The sequence below is a fragment of the Kribbella sp. NBC_00662 genome (genome assembly GCF_041430295.1).
GTDB lineage: Bacteria > Actinomycetota > Actinomycetes > Propionibacteriales > Kribbellaceae > Kribbella.
Genome location: NZ_CP109029.1, coordinates 2,142,160 through 2,167,067 on the forward strand (window position 1 = coordinate 2,142,160; position 24,908 = coordinate 2,167,067).

A 24,908-nucleotide genomic window follows, 5' to 3' on the forward strand; every position below is an offset into this window, starting at 1 on the left:
AACCGAGGCGGCCGGGCTCGACATGTCGTGCGGTTACAGTGCAGGCGTGCGGTTTCTCCGGGATTTGTGGACGTTGCTGCAGCGTCGCGATTTCCGGCGGCTGTTCGCGGTGCGGCTCACGTCGCAGTTCGGCGACGGTGTGTTCCAGGTGGCGCTGGCGTCGTACGTGTTGTTCTCGCCGGAGCGGGCGCCTGACGCGGCAGCGATCGCCGGTCTGTTCGCGGTCGCGCTGCTGCCGTACTCGATCCTCGGCCCGTTCACCGGCGTACTCCTGGATCGGTGGTCGCGCCGGCAGATCCTGTTCGCCGCGAACCTGACCCGCGCCGTCCTCGTCATCGGAGTCGGCGCGATCGTCGCGGCCGACAACGCCGGCGTGCTGTTCTACGTCGCCGTACTGCTCACACTCGGCGTCAACCGCTTCCTCCTGTCCGGCCTGTCCGCCGGCCTCCCGCACGTCGTCGAGCGCGACGAGCTGGTGATGGCCAACGCCGTCACCCCGACCAGCGGTACGGCGTTCTTCCTGATCGGCGGCGGGGTCGGCGCCGGGGTGAAGCTGATCGTCGACTCGGACCTGGCCGTCCTCGGCCTGACCGTCGTGATCTACACGGCCGCTGCCCTCCTCGCCCTCCGACTGCGGCGCGACCAGCTCGGCCCGGACCTCAAAGGCGACGAACCCACCATCGGCGAAGCGCTCCGGACGATCGCGGCAGGCCTGATCGACGGCGGCCGGCACCTGAAGTCACGCCCCCAGCCCGCGCTCGGACTGGCCGCGATCGGCTCGCTCCGGTTCTTCTTCGGGCTGATGACGGTCTCGATGATCCTGCTGTACCGCAACTACTTCTACGGCCCCGGTCAGCTCGATCAAGCGTTCGGTGCGCTGGCGATCGCGACCGGCGCGGTCGGAGCCGGACTGTTCGTCGCGGCGCTCGTCACACCGTGGGGCACGCGGGTGATGTCGCTGCGGCAGTGGATCACCTGGCTGTTCGTCGCCGCGGCGGTCGTGAGCGCCGTACCGATCGGGTTCTACACCAAGCCCGCGCTGGTGGTCGGCGGGTTCCTCACCGGGTTCTGCGCTCAGGGTGTCAAGATCAGCGTCGACACCCTCGTGCAGACGGGTGTCGACGACGTGTACCGCGGACGCGTGTTCTCGCTGTACGACATGATCTTCAACGTCGGGCAGGTCTCCGCGGCCGCACTCGGCGCGGCGATCCTGCCCGACAGCGGGAAGTCCTACCCCGTGCTCGCCCTGATCGTGGTGGGCTTCGCGGTCACCGCCCTGCTCTACTCACGTGCCTCGAAGCGCAGTGATGGGCTGGATGGCGGAGGCCTTCCAGGCGGGGTACGTGCCGGCGACCAGGCCGATGAACGCTCCCAGCAGGGGTGAACCGAACGCCAGCCGGTTGTCGAGGATCGGTGTCCAGTCCCGGATCCACGACACGCTCACGGTGAGGATCACGCCGACCGCCGTACCAAGCAGACCGCCGAGGAAGCCGACGATCACGCTCTCGACCAGGAACTGCACCGCGATATGTCTTCGCGCCGCGCCCAAGGCTCTCCGCAGGCCGATCTCCGAGATCCGTTCCAGGACGGACAGCAGCGTGACGTTCGCGATGCCGAGACCGCCGACCAGGAGTGCGACCGCGCCGAGGAGCAGGAAGAGCGCGTTCAGGTCGGACTCGACACCCTTGCGTACGGCGCCCTGCTTGGGCGGAGCGTCGACGCGTAACGTGCTCGGGTTGTTCGGCTCGATCGCGATCGGCGCCTGCTCCGCGATCAGTTGCGCCGCGCCGACCGCCGTTCGGATCTCGACCGCATCCGGCGACTCGAGGTTGTAGGCGTCGCGGGCGGCGCCGTTCGGCATGATCACCGCGTCGTTGACTTCGGCGCGACCGCTGACGGAGTCGAGGATGCCGATCACCGTGTACGGTTCGTCGCCGATGAACACCGCGGGCTGCGAGTCGACCCGGTTGATACCGAGCCGCTCGGCGGCATGCTTGCCGAGGACAACCACTTTGTCGGCGCGCTGGTCGTGCCCCTGGTCGAAGAAACGGCCCGTCTGGAGCGTCGCCCGTACGGCGTCCCACAGGCCGGCCGAGCCGGCCATCACCTGCAAGGCCTTACCTGCGCCGTTGTCGAGGCCGGTCACGTTCTGGACCAGGTCGTCACCGATCTCCAGGTTGCTGACCGTGCCGACCGCATCCACGCCGTTGAGCCGCTTGATCCGGTCCGGTGCGTCCCATGGCAGTTGGGTGGCCGCCTCCCCTTCCTGTCCGCCCTTGTCGTCCGGTTGCACGACGACGCGGGTCGCAGCAGCCAGGTCGAACCGCTGCGTGATCTGGCCGGCGGCCGTCTGCCCGAGTCCAACCGTCCCAACCAACGCGGCGACTCCGAGCACGGTCCCGAGCGTGGTGAGGATCAGCCGAGTGGGACGAGCGGCGACACCGGCCAACGCTTCGTCGAGGAGATCTCGTACGGCGGGACGAGATCTCAGCCGGCGACGCCGGGAGCGGCTGGAGGGTGACGCTCCCGGCGACGTGGACGGCCCGCCGGCGGGATCCGGGGGGCCTGCTGGGGTTACCACTGGAGGGTTCCGTCGACGATGCGGACCTGGCGCTGGGCGCGGCGGCTGACCTGGGCGTCGTGGGTGATGACAGCCAGCGTCATGCCCTCGGCATGGAGTTCGTCGAACACTTGCAGGATCGCCTCCGCGTTGGCGCTGTCGAGGTTGCCGGTCGGTTCGTCCGCGAGCAGCAGGCTCGGCTCCGCGACCAGCGCCCGCGCGATCGCGACCCGCTGCCGCTCACCACCGGACAGCGTCGTCGGCGCGAACTCCATCCGATGCGCCAGCCCAACCCGCTCAAGCGCAACCCGCGCACGAGCGAGACGCTCCCGCCGCGGCACCCCGACGTACACCATCGACAGCGCCACGTTCTCGAGCACGGTCCGGTGATCGAGCAGATGGAACGACTGGAACACGAACCCGATCCGCTCTCCCCGCAGTACGGCGCGACGCCGCTCGCGCAGGCTCATCGTGTCCACGCCGTCGAGCCGATAGACCCCGCCCGTCGGGTTGTCGAGCAGCCCGAGCAGATGCAGCAGCGTCGACTTCCCCGACCCGGACGGCCCGACGATCGACAGGTACTCCCCCTGCCCGATGGTCAGATCGACCCCGTTGATCGCCCGTACTTCGGGCGGCCCCTCGAAGAACCGCCGTACGCCGATCATCTCGACCACCGGCGCCGGCAGCGCGACCGCGGTGGCGCTCATTTCCCGACCACCACCTGATCGCCGTCGGACAACTTCGCATCGCCCTTCGGCGTGACCTGCGCGAACCCGTCCGCGGACAGCCCGACCGTGACCGGCACCAGCTCCACCTGACCGTTGCGCAGTACTTCGACGCGCGAGCTGCCGTCCGACCCGGACGACAACGCGGCCAGCGGTACGGCGAGAACCTTGCCGCTCGTGCTCTTCACCGGGATCGTCACCCGGACGTTCGCGTCCCGCAGCAGGGCCAACTGGCTCGCGGTCAGCGTGTTCGGCGCGACCACGACGTCGTACGTGCTGCCGTTCTTCGCGACCCGGCGGACCTTCGCCGCGATCGCCGTACCGTCGAGGTCGAGCGACGCGACCATGCCGGCCTTCAACCGCTGCGCCGTCTCCGCGTCGACCTTCAGCGTGACGACCAGGGACGAGCCGCTGGCCGACATCACCACGCCGTTCACCGTCCCGCCGCGCTCGACCTTCACGTCGTCGACCCGGCGCGGCAGCGTCTTCACGTAGACCACCTCGGACACCGGCAGCGGCGTACCGGCCTTGAACTCGGCCTCGCTCCGCGCGTCCTGTGCGTCGGCAAGATTCGCCTCGGCGTCGTCGACGGCGCCTTGCTGCACCGACGTGTCCTTCGCCTTCGCATCCTTGGCCGCCTTGAGCTGAGCCTGCGCCTGCCGGAGCTGCTTCTTCGCGGCGTCGACCTGCTTCTTCGCGGCGTCCACTTCCTGGGTCAGCTGCTTGTCCGGCTCGGGCGCGTCGTACCCGGCCTCCTCGTACAGCCGCTCCACGGCGGCCGACGTGTCGAGGTCGTATTCGTCATCGACCGTCCCCGGGTCGAACCCGAGCCGGTCGAGCGTCTGCTCCAGCTGCAGCACGTCCGGTCCCTTGCTGCCGGGCGAGAGCGTCCGATACATGGGCAGTACGCCGGCCAGCCCGATCACCGGCCGCCCGGTGATCTCGAGCAGTGCCTTGCCCTCGGTGATCGTCGACCCGACCGCCGGCACCTTGCCGGTCACGATCGCCGGAGTGCTGAGCCCGCTCGTCTCGACCCTGATGTTCACCGCACCGTCGAACGAGGCGTCACCGCGGCCCACCACCTTGCTCGACAGCGCCTTCTTCGCCACCGGCACGGTGATCTGGGAGGCCTTCGGCGGCGCGGTCTTGGCGGCCGCGTCCTCCGGCGAGGTGATCCGACTGCCCGCGGCGACGCCGACGCCGAGCGAGACCACGGCTACCCCGGCCACGCTGACGAGGACCCGGCGACGGGACTTGGGCGAAGCGGTCACCGGTTCGCCATCTCGTCGCGGTACGACTCGAGCTCGGCCTTGTGCTGGTCGACGAACTCCTTCTCGGCGTCATACTGCACCTTCTTGTACGCGTCGTCGTACCCCTTGGCCTTGCACTTCTGGTCGGCGACAGCGAGGTCGATCTCGAACTTGCGCAGCTCGGTCAGCTTTGCCGCATCGACCTTGTCGAACGACGGCGGACCGGTGATCGTCTTCGCCGGACCGCCCTTGGCCGGCGGCGTGCTCCCGGTCAGCGCATCGAGCTTCTGCTGGACCTTGGTGCGCGGATCGTCGACCTTCTCGAATCCGGCATGCCCCGCGTCGGCCATGCAGTCGGACCAGGCGCTGGTCGCGTCGACCACCCGCTGGTCGGCGTCGATCCGCTTCTGCAACGCCTGGATGTCCTTGAACAGGCTGTCGAACTTCTTGAAGCCCGCGGCTCGGTCCTCGCCCTTGCCGTAGACCTGCTCGACCGCCTTGCCGCGACAGCCGAGGTCCTGGGTGCCGTTGGTGCTCGGCCCGTCCTTGCCGCCCTGGATCACGACCGCGCCGCTGCCGTTCGCGTTCGGTCCGTTCAGCGCCTTGTCGTACGCCTTCTGGGCGGCCGGCGAGAGCGCGCTGCGGATCTTCGTGTTCGGGTTGGTGTCGTCGTTACCGGCCTTGGACCAGTCGATCGTGCTGATGCCGTACCCGTACTGCTCGGCGAACTTGTCCGGCGGCAGGTTGAACGCGTCGGTGAACTTGCTCTTCGCGTTCTGCTCGGGCGGTACGGCGACGTACTCGAAGCCGGCCGTCTTCATACAGGCCGCGGTGGCGTCCTCGACCTTGCGCTGCTTGGCCAGCTCCTCCTCGCTCGGCTGCTGCGCACCGCCGGCTCGCACTGCGACCCGGAGCCCGCCGCCGCCGGACGAACTGACGAAGCCTTCGCCCATGTACTCCGCGAGCGGGCTCTTGTCCTTGTTCTGATCACCAGAGGCGACCGGTGCCTTGTCGTTGCCACAGCCGGCCACCGCGAGGATGGCCAGGACGGCCAGAGCGGATGCAGTTCGTGAGGTCTTCATGGCGGTCGAGCGTGCCGCCGCAGCCGTGAAGAACCTGTGAAGGACCGGTTTGCACCTGATGCTCTCAGCCGATCTTCATCGGATTCTCATCTCCTTCGGGGACATTGAGGGCTATGCCAGCGCGGATCCTGGTCGCCGAAGACGACCTGAAGCAGGCGGAGTTGATCCGGCGGTATCTCGAGCGGGAGGGGCACCTGACCGTCGTCGTCCACGACGGCCGGGCCGCGATCGACGAGGCCCGCCGGCGCAGCCCCGACTTGCTGGTGCTCGACGTGATGATGCCGAAGGTCGACGGTCTGGACGTCTGCCGGGTACTGCGTGCCGACGGGGAAGTCCCGATCATCATGCTGACCGCCCGCTCCACCGAGGACGACCTGCTGCTCGGGCTCGACCTGGGCGCGGACGACTACCTGACCAAGCCGTACAACCCGCGTGAGCTCGTCGCCCGGGTGCGGACGGTGTTGCGGCGGACGCGGGTCCGCGCCGAGGGCGAGGTGTACTGCGTCGGCGAACTCGAGATCGACCCGGGCCGGCACGAGGTCCGGCTGGCCGGGAAGCTGATCGAGCTGACCCCGGCGGAGTTCAAGATCCTCGCCTGCCTCGCCGCATCGCCGGGGCGGGCGTTCTCGCGGCAGCAGTTGCTCGAGCACGCGTTCGGGTTCGACCACTACGTGTTCGACCGCACCGTCGACGTACACGTGATGAATCTGCGCAAGAAGATCGAGCCGTCCACGGCTCCGACGTACCTGAAGACGGTGTACGGCGTGGGGTACAAGCTGGCCGACAAGGTGGTCAGCCATGCGTCGTAGTGTGCTCGTCCGGTTTCTCGGACTGTCGCTCGCGGTGGCGCTCGGCGCGGTGATCGCGACCGCGTTGATCGCGACCTACAGCACGTCGGAGAAGCTGCAGGGCGAGATCGACGCGAACACCGGGCAACTCCAGGTCGACGGCGAGATCTACGGACAGCTGTCGAAGTACGCCGCGGACCACCCGACCTGGTCGGGTGTGGACAAACTCGTGCACGAACTGGGCGACAAGCTCGGTCGCCGGGTCGCGGTCACCACCGACGACGGCTCGGTGATCGCAGACTCGGCCCGGATGCTCGGCGCCGCGCCCGCGCTCCCCTCGGTGCCGGCGGCAACCATCGATGCGCGGAGCTCGGGGGTTTCGAAGCTGACCGCGCTGTCGGACACGGCCGCCTACGCCGCGCGCAAGACGCTCGCATCCGGGTCAGTGGGGAGTTTCGTGGCGACCACTGCGACGCCGCCGTTCGTCTCCGCCTCCGACTGGGGCATGACCGACGAGGAACGACAGCAACGCGACAAGCTGGCCCAGGAGTCGGTCGCGTGCTGGGCCGCGAAGGGCAGGCCCGCGACCGTCGCGAAGGCGGGAAGCGTCCCGCAGGTGATGATCGAGTCGACGCAGTCGGTGGCCGGGATCCGCGTGATGGAGAAGCCCGGCCTCGCGGCGAACGACGACGAGTGCACCCCGCCCGGCCTGTACGCACCGAGCGCCAAGGCGAAGGTGGTGAACGACGACGAGGTCCGCCGGGCGATCGCCTGCCTCGATGCCGTGGGCATCAAGTACCAGCTCAACGACTTCGGGGGCTTGAAGTCGCTCGAGCCGAAGGTCAAGGGCGACGTCACCGACAAGTTCCTCGACTGCACCACGCAGGCGCGCGTCCAGGCGCTGACGCCGTACGTCGCTCCGCCGGCGAAGCTGTATCTCGGGGCGAAGAGCACGTTCAACGTGTTCTCCGGCGAGGGCCTTCTGCGTACGGCGGCGACTGCGCTCGGCGTACTGCTGATCGCGGCGCTGGTGATGATCCTCGCCGGTCGTCGTCTGGTCCGCCCGATCGTCGCGCTGACCGGTGCGGCGCAGCGGATGCGGAACGGGGACCATGCGGCCCGCGTACCGGTGAGCGGGAAGGACGAGGTCGCTCGGCTCGGGCACGCGTTCAACGACATGGCCGAATCCATTCAGCGGCACGACTTCCAGCGGAAGGCGATGGTGAGCGATGTCGCGCACGAACTGCGTACGCCGCTGGCCAACATCAAGGGGTATCTGGTCGCGTCCGAGGACGGCGTGGTGCCGCTCGACGGTGAACTCGTCACGTCGCTGCTGGAGGAGACAGAGCTGCTCGAGCACCTGGTCGCCGACCTGCAGGACCTCGCACTCGCCGACGCAGGCATGCTCCGCCTCCACCCGGCTCCCCGCGACCTCACCGAGCTCGCCCAGCAAGTCGTCGCCGCCCACCGCCCCACCGCCGAAGAGGCCTCGGTCACGCTTTCATCCACAGCTTCTGGGTCGACGCCGGCAGTCGTCGACAGCGCCCGCATTCGCCAAGCGTTGGGCAACCTCGTCGCCAATGCGATCCGGTACACACCACCGGGCGGTCAGGTGCAGGTCGGCGTACGGCGCGTCGGCGACGGCTACAACCTGAGCGTCACCGACAACGGCACGGGGATCGCCGAGGAGCACCTGCCGTATGTGTTCGACCGCTTCTACCGGGCCGAGCACTCCCGCAGCCGTAGTACCGGAGGAAGCGGGCTCGGGCTCGCGATCACCAAGCACCTGGCCGAGGCACATGGCGGCAAGATCACAGTCACCAGCCGACTGGGTTCCGGGAGCACCTTCACGATCTGGCTCCCCACGGCTGCAACACTGTCGGGGTGACACAGCCTCCGTACTCGTCCGGCCCCCAGAACAATGGATCGCAGCAACAGCCCCCGCCAGGACCGGCGTGGGACGGGCGAGGGTACGCACCCGGCTTCGCGCCGCGCCGGAAGAGTCCGCGGACGACGCTGTACGTCGTGATCGGGGCCGCCGGCATCATCGTGTTCCTCGGCGTGGTCGCGCTGCTCCTCCCCGGCATGATGGGTGGTGACGACGACCAGGGCGGCGGTCCGACGGCGCCGTCCCCGGCAGCGGCCCGGGCGACCGGCTCGCCGCAGCCGACCGCCCAACCGTCGGAGTCCCCCGGCGGCGCGCGCCTCACCGAGGCGACGACCCTCGCCACCAGGTTCCTCGCCTACCTGAACGCGAACGACCAGAAGCACGCGACGACGCTCGCCTGCGCGGACAGCAAGAACCTGCTGGCCGGCCAGCTCATCGTCATGATCGACCCGCCGACAAAGCTGGCGGTCAGCGGACCCGCTGCCTCGGTGAGCAGCTACTACCCGCGGATCTCGGTCCCGTTCTCGGGCACCACGAAGGGCGGCGTCCCGCTCGCGGGTACGGTCGACATCATGGACCAGCCGACCCGTCCGCTCTGCGTTCGCCTGACCTCGCTCGCGCACTAACTGGTTGCGAATGGCGCCGAAGAAGGCCCGCGTGGCCGACGTCCACGAGATCGCGTCGGGGATGCCGCATGTCACCAAGTGGGAACGCGACGACGGTACGGATCGGCCCGTGTACCAGGTCGGCGGGAAGTCGTTCGTCTTCTTCCGTACGCCGCGGCCGGACGCCGTCGATCCGGACACCGGCGAGAAGTACGACGACGTGATCATGATCTGGGTCGAGTCCGAGGACGAGAAGCTCGCACTGGTCTCGGACGAGTCGACCCCGTTCTTCACCACACCCCACTTCGACGGTCACCCGTCCGTCCTCATCCGAGGCAGCCGACTGGGCGAGATCTCGAAGCAGGAACTCACCGAGATCGTCCAGGACGCCTGGCTGTCGAGAGCCTCCAACCGTCGCGCGACGACGTGGCTCGAAGAACACCGCTTGAGCTGACCGCGCTGCCACACTGTTCCCGTGAGCTCAACGCCGCCCGGCCCGAACTACAGCTGGCAACCCCAACCCGGCAACTTCAAGTCGGCACCGCCCTACGGCCAGCCACCGCGGAAGAGCCGAGCCGGCCTGATCATCGCGCTGATCGTCCTCCTGATCTTCGTTGCCATCGGCGCCATCGGCACACTCGCCTACCGCCTGGTCACCAACCACCAGGACGCCAGGTCCAACCCGGCCCCGAGCATCTCAGCCGCGCCACCACCCGCGCCGAAGTCCACCCGCGCTACCCCGTCCAAGTCCACCACCCCGGCAAAGCCCACCACCGCGCCCAGAACCACCCCGGTGACCTCCGCCACCGACCTGGCCCGCCGTTTCGTTGCCCAACTCAACACAAACAACTCCAAGGGCGCCGCCGCCTACGCCTGCAAGGGCTCAGAACAACTGATCCCCCTCCTGATGCAAACCCTCGTAGGCCCCCCGACCAGACTCACCACAGGCACCCCGGTCGGCCAGGCCCCCACTTTCGTCATCCCCCTCACCGGCACCTCCAAAGGCGCAACCGTCACCGGCAACCTCATCGTCAACCAACCAGCGCCCGGCCCCATCTGCGTCCAAGCCTTCACCCTGACCACCAGAAGAACCACCACCAGCTGATGGCGCGTGCTCTCAGTGGCCGGTCGTATAGAAGTCGGCGAGTCGCTGCACCGCTTCTGCCCTGGTCATGGCGCGTACTTCGGCTTCCGGGATACGCGCCTCGGTGATGAGGGTCCTGACGACTCCGGCCGGGATCGACTCGACAGGAACCTGCGGCCCTTGCCGATCCGGGGGTGTCTTCTCGTCGACACATAACCAGAATTCCTCAGCGGTCACGGCCAACTGGTCGCGGAGGATGTGGGCCCAGATCGAGGGTCCGTAGTCGGTGCGATCGACCGGGTGGCTGATCCGGGTGTACAGGACGCGCCCGTCAGGTAGCGCCAACTCGTAGTTGACGTGGTGCGTCCCGCGCTCGCTCGTCGCGCGCAGGCGTTCGGTCCAGCCTTCGACGAGACAGAAGTTCTGGTGATCTGTCCGGGTTGCCGGTCGGCGTCGTTCGCTCACGGTCTGGGTCAGGCCAGCAGCCAGGCGTGGAGCTGCTCGTCCGAGGCGAGCGCGACGATCTGCACCAGCCCCCAGTTGTCGGCGTGGTTCGGCGCCAGGCGCAGGTGGTCGGCCCACGCGTCGGCGTACGCACGGAGCGCGTCGACCATCTCCTCCGCCGCCTCGTCGAGTGTCGCGCCGTCGGCGGCAACCGGAAGCCCGGGGATGAAGATCGACCAGCCGTCGTTCTCGGCCACAACCTGCGCGCCGGAGGGGTGCACACACGTGAGGAAGTGCACGAGCCGATCCGCGTCGACGGCAGCAACCCGGCGCGCGTCACGCGTAACCGTCGCGGGGCGGCCGTCGTCAGCAGCGTCGAGAATGTCCTTGAAGTGCTCACGCGCCTCTCGCGCACTGCGGTACTCGACCTGAGAACCCACGGCGACCTCCATCTCCCGACTGTGTACACAGCGTACACCGCGTTCACACCTCGCCGCCCCCTGACCACAGTCGGGTCGCGCGAAGCAGGAGTTTCCTGCGGTGTCCTTTCAGCTAGGGCGCGAGGGCTCGGGCTGTTTCGAGGAGGTTGGTGCCGGTGGGGAGGGTGGCGATGATGGGGGTGTCCAGGCCGTTCTCGACGTAGCGGTTGATGTGGGTGCGGCATTGTTCGGGGGTGCCGTGGACGATCAGGTCGTCGAGGATCTCGACAGGTACGGCGGCCATCGCGGCGTTGCGGTCGCCGGCGGACCAGGCGTCGCGCATCGGTTTCATTGCCGTACCGCGGCCGAGCCAGTCGTGGAAGGCGGCGTACCCGGGGACAGTCAGGTACGTCGCGATCAGGAAGCGCCCGATGTTGCGCGCCATCTCCGCGTCCTCGGTCACGCAGACGAAGATCCGCGCGGCCAACTCCTTGTCCGGCCCCAGCTCAGCGCGCACCTGCCGCACGTCGTCCGCCGACAACCAGTTCGTGATCGCGCCATCTGCCTCCCGAGCGGCGAGCCGGAGCATCTGCGGCCGCAGCGCCGCGAGCATCACCGCGGGCGGCACGTCCGGCGCCTTCTCCAGCCGGAAGCGGTTGATCGTGAAGCTGTCGAACGTCCCGTCCACCTTCTCCCCGGCGAACGCCTGCCGCAGGAACCGCAGTACGTCGCGGGTTCGCGCGAACGGCGGGTCGTACGCGATCCCGTTCCACCCGGTCACGATCGTCTCCGACGACGCCCCGATCCCGAGCACGAACCGCCCCGGCGCGAGGTCCGCCAACGCCGCCGCACTCATCGCCAGCGCAGCCGGCCCGCGCGTGTGCACCGGTACGACGGCCGTCCCGAGCCGCAGCCGCTGATCCCACTCCGACGCCAGCACGAGCGGCGTGAACGCATCCGCCCCGGCCACCTCCGCCGACCACAGGTCCGTATACCCGAGCTCGAACAACTCCGAGATCAGCGAACGGTGGTCCCGCAGCGGCACCCCGGTCAGCGGAACCGTCAATCCCCAGCGCATCACAGCATCCTCTTCAGTACGGCGAGCGGCGCGAATCGCATCACCTGAGCCATCGGCCCCCACGGCCACGCCGGCACGTACGCCTTCGACTTCTCGGACTCGATCGCGGCCACCATCGCCCGTACTCCCGGCACGGTGTCGACGATCAGCGGCGTGTGCGCGACCCGCTCGTTCATCTCCGACCGGATGTACCCGGGGTAGATCGTGCTGACCTTGATCGGCTTCCCGAGCAACTCCATTCGCAGCCCCTCGGCCAGCGACGCCATCCCCGCCTTCGTCGCGGCGTACGTCGTCACCGTCTTCGGCAGCCCGCGCAGTCCGGAGATCGACGAGATGAACACCAGGTGGCCGGCGTTGCGCGCTCGGAACAACTCGAGCGCCGCCTCCGCCTGGGCGAGCGCCCCGACGAAGTTGGTCAGCGCGGTCTCCCGATTCGCGTCGAAGCGGCCGGTGCCGAGCGGCGCGCCCTTGCCAAGACCGGCGTTCACGATGATCCGGTCCAGCGGCAGCTCGGTGTCGACCTTGCGGAAGACCTCGAACACCTGGTCGTGATCGTTCACATCCAGGCTGTGGATAACTACCTGGAGTTGTGGATAACGCTCGACCAGCTCTGCCCGCAACGCTTCCAGCCGCTCGGTACGGCGCGCAGTCAGCGCCAGATTGCGGCCCTTCGCGGCGAACTGCCGCGCCATCTCCGCACCGAGCCCGGAGCTGGCGCCGGTGATCAAGATGTTCCGTCTCATCAGAGATCCCTATCTGTACGAGAGCATCTCGCTGCCGACGTGGACATGCTCGTTGTAGCTCACCACGGTCAGCCCACCCCGCCCTGACACGACCTTCGTGATCGCAGTGTTGATCGTCACCGGGTTCAGCTTCGCCCACAGCCCGTCCCCGCCGGACAGCAGCCGGCTCACGACTGCCGCGATCGGCCCGCCCGACGTGAAGACGAGCGCCGTTCCGCCCTTCCCCAGTCGCTCGGCAGTACGCCGTACCGCCGCCTCGGACCGACCGCAGAACTCCGCAAAGCTCTCGGTATACCCCTCGCCGCCGTCGATCCACCGCTGCGTCGCCGCGGTGAACATGTCCTGGAACGCACGCTTCGGGTTCCCGGTCCGCGCCAGGTCGGCGAGCATCACCGGGCGGACGCGGTACGCCGGTTTGTGCGCGACGATCACCTGCTCGTGGTCGAACTCGTCGTACCCCTTGTCGACCTCAGGGGTGAACCCGGCCAGCGTCGCCGTCTGCTCGTGCCGGCGCATCGAACCGGAGACCACAAGGTCCGGCTTCACGTCCGACAACGTCTCGCCCAGCCGCGCGGCCTGCCGCTCACCCAGCGATGACAGCTTGTCGTAGTCGCGGGCGCCGAACGACGCCTGCGCGTGCCGGATCAGGTAGACGACTGCCATCTACGCCTGCCGGATGATGCGACGGCAGCGGCGCTCGAGCAGATTGACCGGGAGCCAGAAGTTCTTGAACCGTGGGTTCCGGGTCTGTTTGTGGTGGTAGCGGTAGTAGATCTGCTGTGCGATCACCGCCAGCCGGAACAGCCCGAACACCTCGTAGAACGCCCAGTTGTCCGCGACGAGCCCGGACCGCTTGGCGTAGTACTCCACGATCTCGTCGCGGGTCAGCATCCCCGGCACGTCGGACGGCTGCAGCCTGAACCGGCGGAACGCCCAATCGTCATCGGCCTGCACCCAGTACGCGAGCGCACTGCCGAGATCCATCAACGGATCGCCGAGCGTCGCCAACTCCCAGTCGAGCACGCCGACCACGTGCAGCGGATCGTCCGGTGCGAGTACGACGTTGTCGAGGCGGAAGTCGTTGTGGATAACACACGTCCGTACGTCGGCCGGCTGGTTCGCCGCGAGCCACGCCATCACGCGCTCGTAGCTGGGCACATTCCACGTCTTCGCCTTGCGGTACCGGTCGGACCAGCCGGTGACCTGCCGTTCGACGTACCCCGCGCCGCGACCGAGCTCGGACAACCCGGCCGCCGCGGGGTCGACCGCGTGCAGCTCGGCGAGCGTGTCGATCAACGTGAAGCCGAGTTGTCTGGTCTGCTCCGGAGTCAGGTCGACGCCGAGCTCGTGGTGGCCGGGGATCGTGCCGGGGACCCGCTCCATCACGTAGAACTCGGAACCGATCACCGCGTCGTCGTTGCAGTGGGCAACCATCTCCGGGACGTACCGGAACACCGGCTTGAGGCCGGCCTGGATCCGGTACTCGCGCCCCATGTCGTGCGCGCTCTTCGCTTTCGTCCCCGCCGGTGGCCGACGCAGGATCAGGTCGTGACCTGGGTAGCTCAACAGGTAGGTCAGGTTGGACGCGCCGCCGGTGAACTGCTTCACCTCGGGCAGGCCGCCCGGCAACTCCGTCCGCCGCCGCAGCCAGGCGTCGACGGCCGGTACGTCGAACGCGTCCTCGTCCCGGACCGCCCGCGCGGCATCACCCATTCGACGTCTCGGCCCGCTGCCGCGCTCGCTCCGCGATCTTCCGCATCTGCCGGTTGTACAACGGTCGCGCGAAACGCTTGGTCCGCCACGCCATCGCGGCCGGCCGGTCCGGGATGATCAGGAACTGCCTCTTCTTGATCCCCGCGAGTACGGCCGTAGCGATGTCCTCGGCGGACCGCGGCGACTTCTCGATCAGCTGCCGCGCGGTCGCACCCATCGCGCTGTCCGCGCCGCGGATCGAGTCGGCGAGGTTGGTCCGGAAGAACGACGGGCAGATCACGGACACGGTCACGCCGTACGGATGGAGCTCGTGCGACAGCGTCTCCGACAGCGCGACCACACCGGCCTTGACCGTGTTGTACGAGCTCATCATCGGCGGGTGGACGAGCCCGGCCGCGGACGCGGTGTTCACGATGTGACCCGATCGCTGCCGCTTGAACAACGGCGCGAACGCGCGGCAGCCGCGCACCACACCCATCAGGTTGATGTCGACGACGCGATCCCACTCGTCGAGCGTCTCGACGTCGATCCGGCCGCCGGTCGCGATCCCGGCGTTGTTGACCAGGATGTCCAGGCCGCCCCAGTTCTGCTCACACCACGCGACCGCGGCGTCCCAGTCCTCCGGCCGGCGTACGTCGAGCTTGAGGTACGGCGTACCGTCGCCATCCGCGCCGATGTCCGTGGTCAGGACTTGGTGGCCCTCAGCAACGAACTGGGAGACCAGCGCGGCACCCAGCCCGCTCGCGCCGCCGGTGACGAGGACTCGGCTCATTTGCTCTCCTGACCAGCCAGGTACGACGCGAGCTCGATCCTCGCGATCACCCCACGATGCACCTCGTCGGGCCCGTCGGCCAGTCGCAACGCACGCGCACTCGTCCACGCGGCCGCGAGCGGGAAGTCGTCGGACAGCCCGCCGCCGCCGTGCAACTGGATCGCCATGTCGATGACGTCCTGCGCCATCCGCGGTACGGCGACCTTGATCTGACTCACCTCGCTCAACGCACCCGCGAGCCCTTCGGTGTCGAGCAGGTACGCCGTTTGCAGGACGAGCAACCGTGCCTGGTTGATCGCGATCCGCGCGTCGGCGATCCGCTCGCGGTTGCCGCCGAGGTTCACGAGCGGCTTGCCGAACGCCGTACGGCTGGTGCCACGCTGCAGCGCGAGCTCGAGCGCCTTCTCCGCAAGGCCGATCAGCCGCATGCAGTGGTGCACGCGACCCGGACCGAGACGGCCCTGGGCGATCTCGAACGCGCGGCCCGGTCCCATCAGGATGTTCGACGCCGGGACGCGGACCTCGGTGAACGACACCTCGCCGTGTCCGTGCGGTTCGTCGTACCTGTGCATCGCGGGGAGGAGGCGCTCGACCTTCACGCCCGGGGTCTCGCGCGGGACGAGGACCATCGTGTGGCGTGCGTATCGGTGGGCGTCGGGATCGGTCAGACCCATGAAGATGAGGAGCTGGCAGTCCGGGTGGCCGACGCCGGTGCTCCACCACTTGCGGCCGTTGATCACGACCTCGTCGCCGTCGACGACAGCGGTCGCTTCCATGTTGGTGGCGTCTGACGACGCGACGTCCGGCTCGGTCATGCAGAACGCGGACCGGATCGTGCCGTCGAGCAACGGCTCCAGCCACTGCTTCTTCTGCTCGTCGGTGCCGTAGCGGAGCAGGACCTCCATGTTGCCGGTGTCCGGAGCGTTGCAGTTGAAGATGTACGGCGCGATGAACGACCGGCCGGTGAGCTCGGCGATCGGGGCGTAGTCGAGGTTGCTGAGGCCTTCGCCGTACTGCTCGTTGCCCGGCTCGGCGGGTGGTAGGAACAGGTTCCACAGGCCGGCATCGCGTGCCTTCGCCTGGAGCTCCTTGATCATCGGTTGCGGCTGCCACGGGTCACCGGCGGTACGGATCGCGGTGTGCAGCTCCGCCTCGACCGGCTCGATCTCGTTGCGCAGGAAGGTGTCTACCCGCGCGACCAGATCCTGAGCCCGGGCCGAAGGTTCGAACCCCATCAAGACTCCTCTCCTCGCCTTGACCGTAGCTCAGCTTCTAAGCAATGCTCAATAGCATGGATCACCGGCTGTCGGCGGACGACCGCAAGAAGCAACTGGTCAGGATCGGCCTGATGATGCTGCGGACCAAACCGATCCACGAACTGTCGATCGACGCCATCGCCGGCCACGCCGGGATCTCCCGCGGCCTGCTGTTCCACTACTTCCCGAGCAAACGCGACTACTACGTGGCCGTCATCTCCGCCGCCGGCCGCCGCCTCCTCCGCGTCACCAAGCCCGACAGCTCCCTCCCGCCGGAGGACCAGCTCCGCGAGATGCTGACCCAGTTCGTGGCCTTCATCGAGCGGCGTCGTACGGCGTACATCTCGTTCGTGCGAGGTGCTGCCGGCGGGGATGATTTCGCGGTCGAGGTGTACGACGAGACGCGGGCCGGCCTCACCAAGCGGGTGTTGACCTACATCGGCACACCCGAGGTCGCCGACGAACCGAAGTCGCTGGACTATCTGCGGATCCACGCATGGCTGTCGTACGCCGAAGACCTCGCGATCGAGTGGTCCGGTCTACCCGAAGCCGACCGCCCGTACGACGCGGACTACCTGATCAACCACGCCATCGAAGCACTCCACACACTCCGCAAGCTGTAGCCCGCGGAGGGTGTCAGCTGTTTGGGAGGAGCTCGGGGGTGAGGTCTGGGGTGGACATGTCGGGGTCGAAGGGGAAGAGCGGTCGGAGTACGCCGTGGTGGCCGAGGCGGAGGAGGTCCTGGTCTACGCCGCCGGGGGTGAGGGCCAGGAGCCAGTCGGCTGCGAGGTTGTAGAGCTCGGGCTCGAGGTACCCGATCTTGACGATGACCAGATCGGTCGCCGAGGGGTCGAGGCCTAGCAGGGTGAAGTCGGCAATGTGGTGGTATGGCTTGCGGCGGGTGGTCAGGATCGAGTGGAGGCCGCCGACCTTGACCACGGCGACCGTGCCGCCGACCGGGTCTTCGGAGAGGGAGAAGACGGTGCCGGTCATCGGCACCGGGCCGGCCGGGATGTTGTCGACCTTGCCGCCGGCGGAGACCTCGACCTCGTTCCCGACGCCGGCCGCGACGCACGCGGCAACGGCCGCAGGGTCGGTGATGCTCGCGTGGATCGCGGTCGCCTTGCCGGACGTCAGCTCCTCCATCGCGAGCAACTGCCCGAGCGTCCAAGAAGTGTCACCCGCGCCGCCGGCTGTCGGGTTGTCGCCGGAGTCGCTGATCAGGAACGGGCGCGCCGTGCTGGCGAGGCCAGCCGTCACGCATTCCTCCAACGTCCCGGTCGGCGCAACGAACTCGAACCCGTCGCGCGCATCCCAATAAGCAGCAGCCAACTCAGCAGCACGCGTAGTAATCAAAGAAGCATCATCACCAGTGACTACCACAGCGGCTCGGCAGCGCGGCTCGTCGGCCCACGCGTACCCGACCCACACAGCCGCGTCCAGCACCCCGGGCTCGTCCGCGATCTCGCCGACCCGGTGATAGATCGACTTGGCCGGCTCGAGGCGCGTCGACGTCTTCTCGCCGGGCAGCAGCACCGGCACCTGAACCCACGCCTTCCCCGGCTTCCCCAACCCCGAACGCAGCCGCTCGACCAGATTGCGCAGCGCCCGCTCGCGACTCTCCATCGCATCCTCGTGCGGCGCCATCCGGTAGCACGTGATCAGATCCACCGCCGTACCGAGCTCGCGGGACACGTTCCCGTGCAGGTCCATCGACGCCGACATCAGTACGTCGGGACCGATCACGACCCGGATCCGCGTGGCGAGATCGGCCTCCGCGTCCTGCCGCCCGACCACACTCATCGCGCCGTGGATGTCGAAGAAGAACCCGTCGAGCTGACCGGCCTCTTCGGTTCGCGTGATGATCTCCGCGGACAGGTCGTCGTACACCTCCGGCAGCACGGCGCCGCCCGGCAGCGACCGCGCGTGCAGCAGCGGGACCCAGTCGATCCCCTGCGCCCAGTCCTTCCCGAGGAACTCGTACCGCTCCATCAGGTGGTCCCCGCGCCGTACGTCGAAATCGGCCAGCCCGGCCCGATGCGGCGAGAACGTGCTGGACTCGATGGCGATCCCGGCGATGCCGATCCGAAGGTTCATGTCTAAAACCTGCCACAACCGAGCCGTTTCGCGCACTGCCTCTTGTCCAGATTTGAACATCTCGAACCTGTCGAAAGCCGCCGCCCGGCTTCGAGGTAGCAGCACAAGCCGGCAACCGATCGAAAAGGACAACGACATGACCAACGACATGACCAACGAACTGCAGCGGCTCGGCCGACTCGTCGGCACCTGGGACGTCACCGGCGGCGCGACCGGTACGACGACCTTCGAATGGATGGACGGCGGCCACTTCCTGGTCCAGCGCGGCCGCCTCGATCACGACGGCCACGAAGTACGGATGACCGAGATCATCGGCTACGAGCACCCGTTCGGCGGGGAGCGGGGGACGGAGGTGAAGTCGCGCGTGTACGACGCCGACGGCAACACGCTGGACTACGTCTACGAGCTGGCCGGCGACGAGCTCACGATCTGGGGCGGGTTCAAGGGCTCCCCCGGCCACTTCAAGGGCGTCTTCACCGACAACGGCAACCGCCTCACCGGAGACTGGGTGTACCCGGGCGGCGGTTACCACGCCACCATGGTCCGGACCGCTGCCTCAAGGAGTGACCGATGAAGTACCTGCTTCTCGCGTACGGCGACCAGGCCGCCTGGGACACCGTCGATGTGAACAGTCCGGAGTTCCTCGCGGCGTGCAAGTTCTACGAGGACCTCGCGGCGGAGCTGACCGCGACCGGCGAGCTGCTCGGCACCGAGGGCCTGGCGCATCCGGCACTGAGCCGCACGGTACGACGTACCGCGGCCGGGCCGGTCGCCAGTGACGGACCGTTCGCGGAGTCCAAGGAGGTCCTGGCGAGCTTCGCGATCGTGGACTGTGACAGCCACGACCGGGCGATGGCGATCGCTGGCCGGATCGTCGACGCTGTCGGCGACACGGTCGAAGTACGGCCGATCATGGCCGGACCGGAAGAGATCCGCCCGGACAGCTGACGATGGACGAGCTGTGGCGCAGCCTCGCCCCGCAGGTGCTCGGCGCTCTGGTCCGCCGGTACGGCCACTTCGAGGCGTGTGAGGACGCGGTCCAGGAGGCTCTCCTGGTCGCCGCGCAACAGTGGCCCGAGCAGGGCGTCCCGGATGAGCCACGGACCTGGCTGATCCGGGTCGCCTCCCGGCGACTGATCGACCTGTTGCGCAACGAGGAGTCCCGCCGGCGCCGGGAGGACGCAGTTCGTACGCCGGATGTCGCTCCGGCACCGGTCAGCGCGACCGACGACTCGCTGACCGTTCTGTTCCTCTGCTGCCATCCGGCGCTACCCGCCGCGTCCCAGATCCCCTTGACGCTTCGAGCGGTCGGCGGCCTGACCACGAGCGAGATCGCCGCCGCTCTGCTCACTCCGGAAGCGACGATCGGGCAGCGGATCAGCCGCGCGAAGCAGAAGCTGCGGGGACAACCGTTCCGTCGGCCCGACGACTACGAGGAGCGGCTGGCCGCCGTACTGCAGGTTCTCTATCTGATCTTCAACGAGGGCTACACGAGTACGGCGGGCGACGAGCTCGCGCGGGCCGACCTGTCCCGGGAGGCGATCCGGCTCGGCCGGATGCTGCACAGTCTGCTGCCCGACGACGGTGAGGCGGCCGGACTCCTGGCCCTGATGCTGCTGACCGACGCTCGCCGGTCCGCCCGTACGACGGCCGACGGTGCGCTCGTCCCTCTCGACGAGCAGGACCGCTCGCGCTGGGATCAGGCGGCGATCCACGAGGGCACCGAGCTGATCACCTGGGCGATGCGTACGACGACACTCGGGCCGTACCAGTTGCAGGCCGCGATCGCCGCCGTCCACAGCGAGGCGACGACGGCCCGGGACACCGACTGGAGGCAGATCCTTGCCCTGTACAACTTGCTCGAACCGTTGCTGGACGGTCCGGTCGTCCGGCTGAACCGGGCCGTCGCGACTGCGATGGTGCACGGCCCCGAGGCCGGGATCCGGCTCCTCGACACGTTGTCGACCGACGAGCGCGCGCTCCGCGGCCACCGCTTCCATGCCGTCCGGGCGCATCTCCTCGAGCTGCGGGGCGATCACCGAGAAGCCGCCGATACCTATCTGTCAGCGGCAAAACTCACGACGAACACCTTCGAGCAGCGGTACCTCCGCAACCGCGCGGCACGTCTCCGCGAGCACTAGCGGGGTGAGCCTGTGCTGCCGCGGACGATCAGCTCGGTCGCAAGCTCGACGTGCAGGGCCTCGACCTCGTGGCGGTCCAACAGCCGGGTCAGGAGGCTGACGGCCATCCGGCCCATCTCCTGGAGCGGTTGCCGGACCGTGGTGAGTTGGGGAGTGGTCGCGCGACTGAGGTCGAGGTCGTCGAAGCCAGCGATCGAGAGGTCGTTGGGGACGGAGAGCCCGCGTTCGGCTGCGGCCTGCAGGGCGCCAACAGCGGCCTTGTCGTTGAAGGCAACCAGCGCAGTCGGGCGCGGGTCGAGGTCGAGCAGCGAGATGGCGGCGCGATAGCCGTGCACGGTGGTCGGCTGGTCGTGGCGGACCAGCGAGGCGTCGGGCAGAATGCCGGCGTCAGCGAGCGCGGCGGCGTGGCCGCTCAGGCGTGCGTCGGCGGCCAGCCATTCGCGAGGGCCTGCGATGACACCGATGCGGGTATGGCCGAGCGCGGTCAGATGAGCGGTGAGTTGGCGGGCGCCCGAGTGGTGAGCCGCGGAGACCGACGGGATGTCGCGGGGCAGCGCGGTCCGCGGATCGACCACGACGAACGGGAACCGACGCGAGCTCAGCCGGACCAGATCCTCGCTCGGCTCGGGCGGAAGGATGAGTACGGCGCCGCCGATGCCCCGGCGGGACGCCAGATGCGGCAGGACGGGATCGTGCTGGGCGGCCTCGCCGGCGTTGAGGACCACCTGCCGGCCGTGCCGGTCCAGGGTCTCCGCGATCGACGAGACGATCAGGCCGAAGTAGTCGGTGAGCACGTACGGGCAGCGCACGTAGACGGCGCCCTCGACCGGCTTCGGCGTACCGCCCCGAGGGATGGGAGCGGGCAGCCCGAGCTCCTCGATCGCCTGCTCGACCAACCGCCGGGTCTCCGGCGCGATGCCGCCGACCTGGTTGACCACGCGGGAGACGGTCGCGAGCGACACCCCGGCCGCCGCCGCGACGTCGCGCATGGTCGCTCTACCGCGCGGCATTTGTTACATCGCTTTGTTTCACGCTCAGCACTCTAGACCCACGCTCCCAGACCTTGACAGTGGTCGATCTCGGGCGTGTCCTGAGGCCGTTTGTTTCATCCCTGAGGAGCGCGATGAGAACACCCGCCTTCGGCGTCGCCCTTGCTCTCACGGTGGCGTCACTCACCGGACCTGCCCAGGCCCATCCCCCGACGACCCAGGTCAACGTCTGGGTCACCACGCCGGACCGCGCCGAGTTGCTGCACCAGCGCGCGCCCGTCACGTTCCACGACGGTGCGAGTGACCGGACCACGATCACGGTCGACCCGCGGACGTCGTACCAGACCATGGACGGCTTCGGCGCCTCGATCACCGACTCGTCCGCGAGCGTGCTGTACCGGCTCAGCCCGGCTGATCGCGAGCAGACGATGCGCCAACTGTTCGACCCGCGTCAAGGGATCGGCGTCAGCTTCCTGCGCCAGCCGGTCGGCTCGTCCGACTTCACCGCCGCGGCCGAGCACTACACGTACGACGACGTGCCGGCCGGCCAGACCGACTTCGGCCTGAAGCACTTCACCATCGCGCACGACCAGCAGCAGGTGCTGCCGTTGCTACGCCGGGCCAAGCAGCTCAATCCGCAACTCAAGGTGATGGCGACCCCGTGGAGCCCACCCGCGTGGATGAAGACCGGCGACACGCTCGTCGGCAGCCGGCTCAAGGACGACCCCAAGGTGTACGACGCCTACGCGCGCTATCTGGTGAAGTTCGTCCAGGCGTACGCGAAGGCCGGCGTACCGGTCGACTTCCTCTCGATCCAGAACGAGCCGCAGAACCGCAAACCGAGCGCGTACCCCGGCACGGACATGCCGGTCCGGCAGGAAGCAGCTGTCATCGAGGCGCTCGGGCCGAAGCTGCGAGCCGTCAGCCCGCGGACCAAGATCCTCGGCTACGACCACAACTGGACCACGCATCCGGGTGACATCGCCTCCACCCCGCCCGGTGAGGATCCGGAAACCGACTACCCGTACAAACTGCTCCAGACCCCGGCCGCCAAGTGGATCGCGGGTACGGCGTACCACTGCTACTCGGGCGATCCGTCGAAGCAGACCGATTTGCACAACGCGTTCCCGTCGAAGGGCATCTGGTTCACCGAATGCTCCGGCTCGCACGGGCCGACCGACACCCCGCCGCAGATCTTCCGCGGCACGCTGACGTGGCACGCCCGCACGCTGATGCTCGGTACGACGCGCAACTGGGCGAAGTCGGTCGTCAACTGGAACATCGCGCTCGACTCCACCGGCGGCCCGCATCTCGGCGGCTGTGACACCTGCACCGGCCTGGTCACGCTGCAGCCGGACGGGACGGTGACGACCGATGCGGAGTACTACACGATCGGCCACCTGTCGAAGTTCGTGAAACCGGGCGCGGTCCGGATCGGGAGTACGTCGTACGGGACGACCGGATGGAACGGACAGCTGATGTCGGCGGCGTTCCGGAACCCGGACGGTACGACGGCGCTGCTGGTGCACAACGAGAACGACGATCCGCGGAGCTTCACGGTCGCGGTGGGCGACAAGACGTTCGACTACGAGCTGCCCGGCGGGGCGATCGCGACGTACACCTGGGGTCGGGTGGCGGCCGACGTGCCGCAGCAGCTGGCTGTTGCAGGTGCGACGGCGAGTGTGAACAGCGCGGACGCTGGTCTGTTGACCGATCAGGACGGGTCGACGGTCTGGCAGAGCAAGGAGGCGCAGGCGCCTGGTCAGTGGGTGCAGGTCGATCTGGGCGAGGCCCAGACGTTCCGCGAGGTTGCGCTCGACAGTGGTGGGAACGCCGGCGACTACGCGCGCGGGTACGAGGTTGCTGTCAGCAAGGATGGTGTGAGCTGGCGGACCGTTGCGTCCGGCGCTTCCACGGGCCAACTGACGACGGTCGAGCTACGGTCGACGTCTGCGCGGTACGTGCGCGTGACGTCGACCGGATCGGCTGCTAACTGGTGGAGTCTGGCCGATCTTCGAATCTATCGCTGAGCCAGCACGCGACCGCGGCGGCCTTCTCGTTGCTTGCAGCAATGATCTGCAAGCCGACGGGGAGGCCGTCGGTCGGTAGCGGGATGCTGACCGCCGCGTGCCGGGTGAGGTTGGCCAGGCGGGTGTTGTTGAGCAACTGCTTGCGTACTTCGAGCCCGCCGTCAGGCGTGGCCGCTTCGGTGATGAGCGGTGCTGTCGTGAGGACGGTCGGGGTGAGCACTGCGTCCACCTGTTCCAGCACGGCATCCAACTCTCGCCTGATCGCCACCGCGTCTTCCTGCGCCCGGGCATAGTCCGCCGGCTGCACACCCGACGCCTCCCGCAGCCGCTGCTGGACATCTGGCTGATACCGGTCCTGGGAACGCGCTGAATGGTTCGCCACCGCCTCAGGACCTTGGAGGTTGGCCGCTGTGGTGAAGCTGTGGGACCAGTCCGGCAACTGCACTTCGACCATCTCGAATGCGTCCAAGGCAGACCATGCACCGCGAGCCCCGGGAGTGAGTCGAAAGTACTCCGGGTTCGTAGCCACACCGAGGCGGGGCGTGCCTACGTCCACGGCGCCGAGGTCGGCGAGTGCGGACAGGGCGTAGGTGGCGTCGGCCGCGGTGCGCGTCAGGACTCCCACGTGGTCCAGCGACTGCGACAGCGGGAACACACGGTCAGTAGGAATGGTGTTGTACGACGGTTTGAAGCCGACCACCCCGCACAAGGCAGCAGGGATGCGGACCGAGCCCGCAGTGTCGGTCCCGATTGCCAACGGCACCACACCGGCCGCGACCGCCGCAGCTGACCCGGAGCTCGAGCCGCCCGTCATCCGCGACGGGTCATGCGGATTCAGGCACGGGCCGACGCGGTTCGACGTACCTGTGCAGCCGTAGGCGAACTCGTGCGTGTGCGACAGCCCGATGACGATCGCACCGGCCGCACGCAACCGGCGTACGACCTCAGCGTCCTGCCTGCCCACGTCATCCATCGACGCGGACCCGCAGCGATACGGCAGGCCCTCGACCTCGACGATCTCTTTCACCAGCACCGGCACACCCGCCAGCGCACCAGTCCGGTCGTGCGTGGCGGCAGCCTTGCGCGCGCCCTCCACATCCAGGTGCACGACAGCGTTCAGCTCTGCGGCATCGGCAGCCCGCGCCAACGCGTCCTCAACCAGTTCGACCGGGTTCAAAGACCCGTCACGCACCCCAGTGGCGATCTGCTCCAGCGTCCTCACCGACCCATCAGACCACGGAGAG

General features: G+C 68.3%; 26 protein-coding genes. 11 read left to right on the forward strand and 15 right to left on the reverse strand.

Features of this window, described 5'->3' with window-relative positions; translation table 11 throughout:
* Window positions 1–46 precede the first annotated feature (46 nt).
* Entirely contained in the window at window positions 47–1,384 is a 1,338-nt protein-coding gene (locus OHA10_RS10850; protein ID WP_371406047.1) for an MFS transporter, read from the forward strand.
* Here the strand turns inward: OHA10_RS10850 and OHA10_RS10855 are convergent.
* From OHA10_RS10855 to OHA10_RS10870, 4 genes are read right to left on the reverse strand one after another with little or no spacing between them, the layout of a single operon-like run.
* Complete coding sequence (locus OHA10_RS10855) at window positions 1,286–2,581, reverse strand: ABC transporter permease (protein WP_371406048.1); 1,296 nt, start codon at window positions 2,579–2,581, stop codon at window positions 1,286–1,288. The two genes, OHA10_RS10850 and OHA10_RS10855, sit on opposite strands and share 99 nt — an antisense overlap.
* A complete protein-coding gene (locus OHA10_RS10860) occupies window positions 2,575–3,267 on the reverse strand; it encodes an ABC transporter ATP-binding protein (RefSeq protein WP_371406049.1) in 693 nt (230 codons plus the stop codon). The genes OHA10_RS10855 and OHA10_RS10860 overlap by 7 nt, the downstream gene beginning before the upstream one ends.
* Window positions 3,264–4,556, reverse strand: a complete 1,293-nt coding sequence (locus OHA10_RS10865) for a peptidoglycan-binding protein (protein ID WP_371406050.1) — start codon at window positions 4,554–4,556, stop codon at window positions 3,264–3,266. Before OHA10_RS10865 ends, OHA10_RS10860 begins: the two co-directional genes overlap by 4 nt.
* Window positions 4,553–5,617 (reverse strand): hypothetical protein, encoded by a 1,065-nt coding sequence (locus tag OHA10_RS10870; RefSeq protein ID WP_371406051.1) that lies wholly within the window; start codon window positions 5,615–5,617, stop codon window positions 4,553–4,555. The genes OHA10_RS10865 and OHA10_RS10870 overlap by 4 nt, the downstream gene beginning before the upstream one ends.
* Window positions 5,618–5,730: 113 nt before the next feature.
* Between OHA10_RS10870 and OHA10_RS10875 the strand changes: the two genes are divergently transcribed.
* From OHA10_RS10875 to OHA10_RS10895, 5 genes are read left to right on the forward strand one after another with little or no spacing between them, the layout of a single operon-like run.
* Entirely contained in the window at window positions 5,731–6,426 is a 696-nt protein-coding gene (locus tag OHA10_RS10875) for a response regulator transcription factor (protein WP_371406052.1), read from the forward strand.
* Complete coding sequence (locus OHA10_RS10880) at window positions 6,416–8,293, forward strand: sensor histidine kinase (RefSeq protein ID WP_371406053.1); 1,878 nt, start codon at window positions 6,416–6,418, stop codon at window positions 8,291–8,293. Before OHA10_RS10875 ends, OHA10_RS10880 begins: the two co-directional genes overlap by 11 nt.
* Window positions 8,290–8,919, forward strand: a complete 630-nt coding sequence (locus OHA10_RS10885; protein ID WP_371406054.1) for a hypothetical protein — start codon at window positions 8,290–8,292, stop codon at window positions 8,917–8,919. The genes OHA10_RS10880 and OHA10_RS10885 overlap by 4 nt, the downstream gene beginning before the upstream one ends.
* Window positions 8,920–8,950: 31 nt before the next feature.
* On the forward strand, window positions 8,951–9,352 hold the full coding sequence (locus OHA10_RS10890) for an MmcQ/YjbR family DNA-binding protein (protein ID WP_371406055.1): 402 nt from the start codon (window positions 8,951–8,953) through the stop codon (window positions 9,350–9,352).
* Between the two features lie 21 nt (window positions 9,353–9,373).
* Window positions 9,374–10,003 (forward strand): hypothetical protein, encoded by a 630-nt coding sequence (locus tag OHA10_RS10895; protein ID WP_371406056.1) that lies wholly within the window; start codon window positions 9,374–9,376, stop codon window positions 10,001–10,003.
* A 12-nt stretch (window positions 10,004–10,015) separates the two neighbouring features.
* Here OHA10_RS10895 and OHA10_RS10900 read toward each other — a convergent pair whose 3' ends face one another.
* The 8 genes from OHA10_RS10900 to OHA10_RS10935 all read right to left on the reverse strand — a co-directional run bounded on the left by OHA10_RS10900 (window position 10,016) and on the right by OHA10_RS10935 (window position 16,386).
* Window positions 10,016–10,447, reverse strand: coding sequence for a hypothetical protein (locus OHA10_RS10900; protein ID WP_371406057.1), 432 nt, complete (start codon window positions 10,445–10,447; stop codon window positions 10,016–10,018).
* 8 nt (window positions 10,448–10,455) lie between these two features.
* A complete protein-coding gene (locus OHA10_RS10905) occupies window positions 10,456–10,878 on the reverse strand; it encodes a hypothetical protein (RefSeq protein ID WP_371406058.1) in 423 nt (140 codons plus the stop codon).
* Window positions 10,879–10,978: 100 nt separating this feature from the next.
* The gene (locus tag OHA10_RS10910; protein ID WP_371406059.1) at window positions 10,979–11,923 is read right to left on the reverse strand and encodes an LLM class F420-dependent oxidoreductase; all 945 of its coding nucleotides are present in this window, start codon (window positions 11,921–11,923) and stop codon (window positions 10,979–10,981) included.
* Complete coding sequence (locus OHA10_RS10915) at window positions 11,923–12,666, reverse strand: SDR family oxidoreductase (RefSeq protein WP_371406060.1); 744 nt, start codon at window positions 12,664–12,666, stop codon at window positions 11,923–11,925. The genes OHA10_RS10910 and OHA10_RS10915 overlap by 1 nt, the downstream gene beginning before the upstream one ends.
* Window positions 12,667–12,675: 9 nt before the next feature.
* Entirely contained in the window at window positions 12,676–13,329 is a 654-nt protein-coding gene (locus tag OHA10_RS10920) for a histidine phosphatase family protein (RefSeq protein WP_371406061.1), read from the reverse strand.
* Window positions 13,330–14,379 (reverse strand): phosphotransferase family protein, encoded by a 1,050-nt coding sequence (locus OHA10_RS10925; protein ID WP_371406062.1) that lies wholly within the window; start codon window positions 14,377–14,379, stop codon window positions 13,330–13,332.
* The gene (locus tag OHA10_RS10930) at window positions 14,372–15,151 is read right to left on the reverse strand and encodes an SDR family NAD(P)-dependent oxidoreductase (protein ID WP_371406063.1); all 780 of its coding nucleotides are present in this window, start codon (window positions 15,149–15,151) and stop codon (window positions 14,372–14,374) included. Before OHA10_RS10930 ends, OHA10_RS10925 begins: the two co-directional genes overlap by 8 nt.
* Entirely contained in the window at window positions 15,148–16,386 is a 1,239-nt protein-coding gene (locus tag OHA10_RS10935; protein WP_371406064.1) for an acyl-CoA dehydrogenase family protein, read from the reverse strand. Before OHA10_RS10935 ends, OHA10_RS10930 begins: the two co-directional genes overlap by 4 nt.
* Before the next feature lie 56 nt (window positions 16,387–16,442).
* On the opposite strand from OHA10_RS10935, the gene OHA10_RS10940 reads away from it, so the two are divergent.
* Window positions 16,443–17,030, forward strand: coding sequence for a TetR/AcrR family transcriptional regulator (locus OHA10_RS10940; protein WP_371406065.1), 588 nt, complete (start codon window positions 16,443–16,445; stop codon window positions 17,028–17,030).
* Between the two features lie 13 nt (window positions 17,031–17,043).
* Here the strand turns inward: OHA10_RS10940 and OHA10_RS10945 are convergent, their stop codons facing one another.
* Entirely contained in the window at window positions 17,044–18,504 is a 1,461-nt protein-coding gene (locus OHA10_RS10945; protein ID WP_371406066.1) for a M81 family metallopeptidase, read from the reverse strand.
* 136 nt (window positions 18,505–18,640) lie between these two features.
* On the opposite strand from OHA10_RS10945, the gene OHA10_RS10950 reads away from it, so the two are divergent.
* From OHA10_RS10950 to OHA10_RS10960, 3 genes are read left to right on the forward strand one after another with little or no spacing between them, the layout of a single operon-like run.
* Entirely contained in the window at window positions 18,641–19,078 is a 438-nt protein-coding gene (locus tag OHA10_RS10950; RefSeq protein ID WP_371406067.1) for a hypothetical protein, read from the forward strand.
* Complete coding sequence (locus OHA10_RS10955; RefSeq protein WP_371406068.1) at window positions 19,075–19,452, forward strand: YciI family protein; 378 nt, start codon at window positions 19,075–19,077, stop codon at window positions 19,450–19,452. The genes OHA10_RS10950 and OHA10_RS10955 overlap by 4 nt, the downstream gene beginning before the upstream one ends.
* A 2-nt stretch (window positions 19,453–19,454) precedes the next feature.
* A complete protein-coding gene (locus tag OHA10_RS10960; protein WP_371406069.1) occupies window positions 19,455–20,645 on the forward strand; it encodes an RNA polymerase sigma factor in 1,191 nt (396 codons plus the stop codon).
* Here OHA10_RS10960 and OHA10_RS10965 read toward each other — a convergent pair.
* A complete protein-coding gene (locus OHA10_RS10965; RefSeq protein WP_371406070.1) occupies window positions 20,642–21,655 on the reverse strand; it encodes a LacI family DNA-binding transcriptional regulator in 1,014 nt (337 codons plus the stop codon). The two genes, OHA10_RS10960 and OHA10_RS10965, sit on opposite strands and share 4 nt — an antisense overlap.
* A 113-nt stretch (window positions 21,656–21,768) precedes the next feature.
* Between OHA10_RS10965 and OHA10_RS10970 the strand changes: the two genes are divergently transcribed.
* Window positions 21,769–23,664 (forward strand): discoidin domain-containing protein, encoded by a 1,896-nt coding sequence (locus OHA10_RS10970; protein ID WP_371406071.1) that lies wholly within the window; start codon window positions 21,769–21,771, stop codon window positions 23,662–23,664.
* On the opposite strand, the gene OHA10_RS10975 is transcribed toward OHA10_RS10970, so the two are convergent.
* Complete coding sequence (locus OHA10_RS10975) at window positions 23,624–24,886, reverse strand: amidase (RefSeq protein WP_371406072.1); 1,263 nt, start codon at window positions 24,884–24,886, stop codon at window positions 23,624–23,626. The genes OHA10_RS10970 and OHA10_RS10975 overlap by 41 nt on opposite strands.
* Window positions 24,887–24,908: the final 22 nt, after the last annotated feature.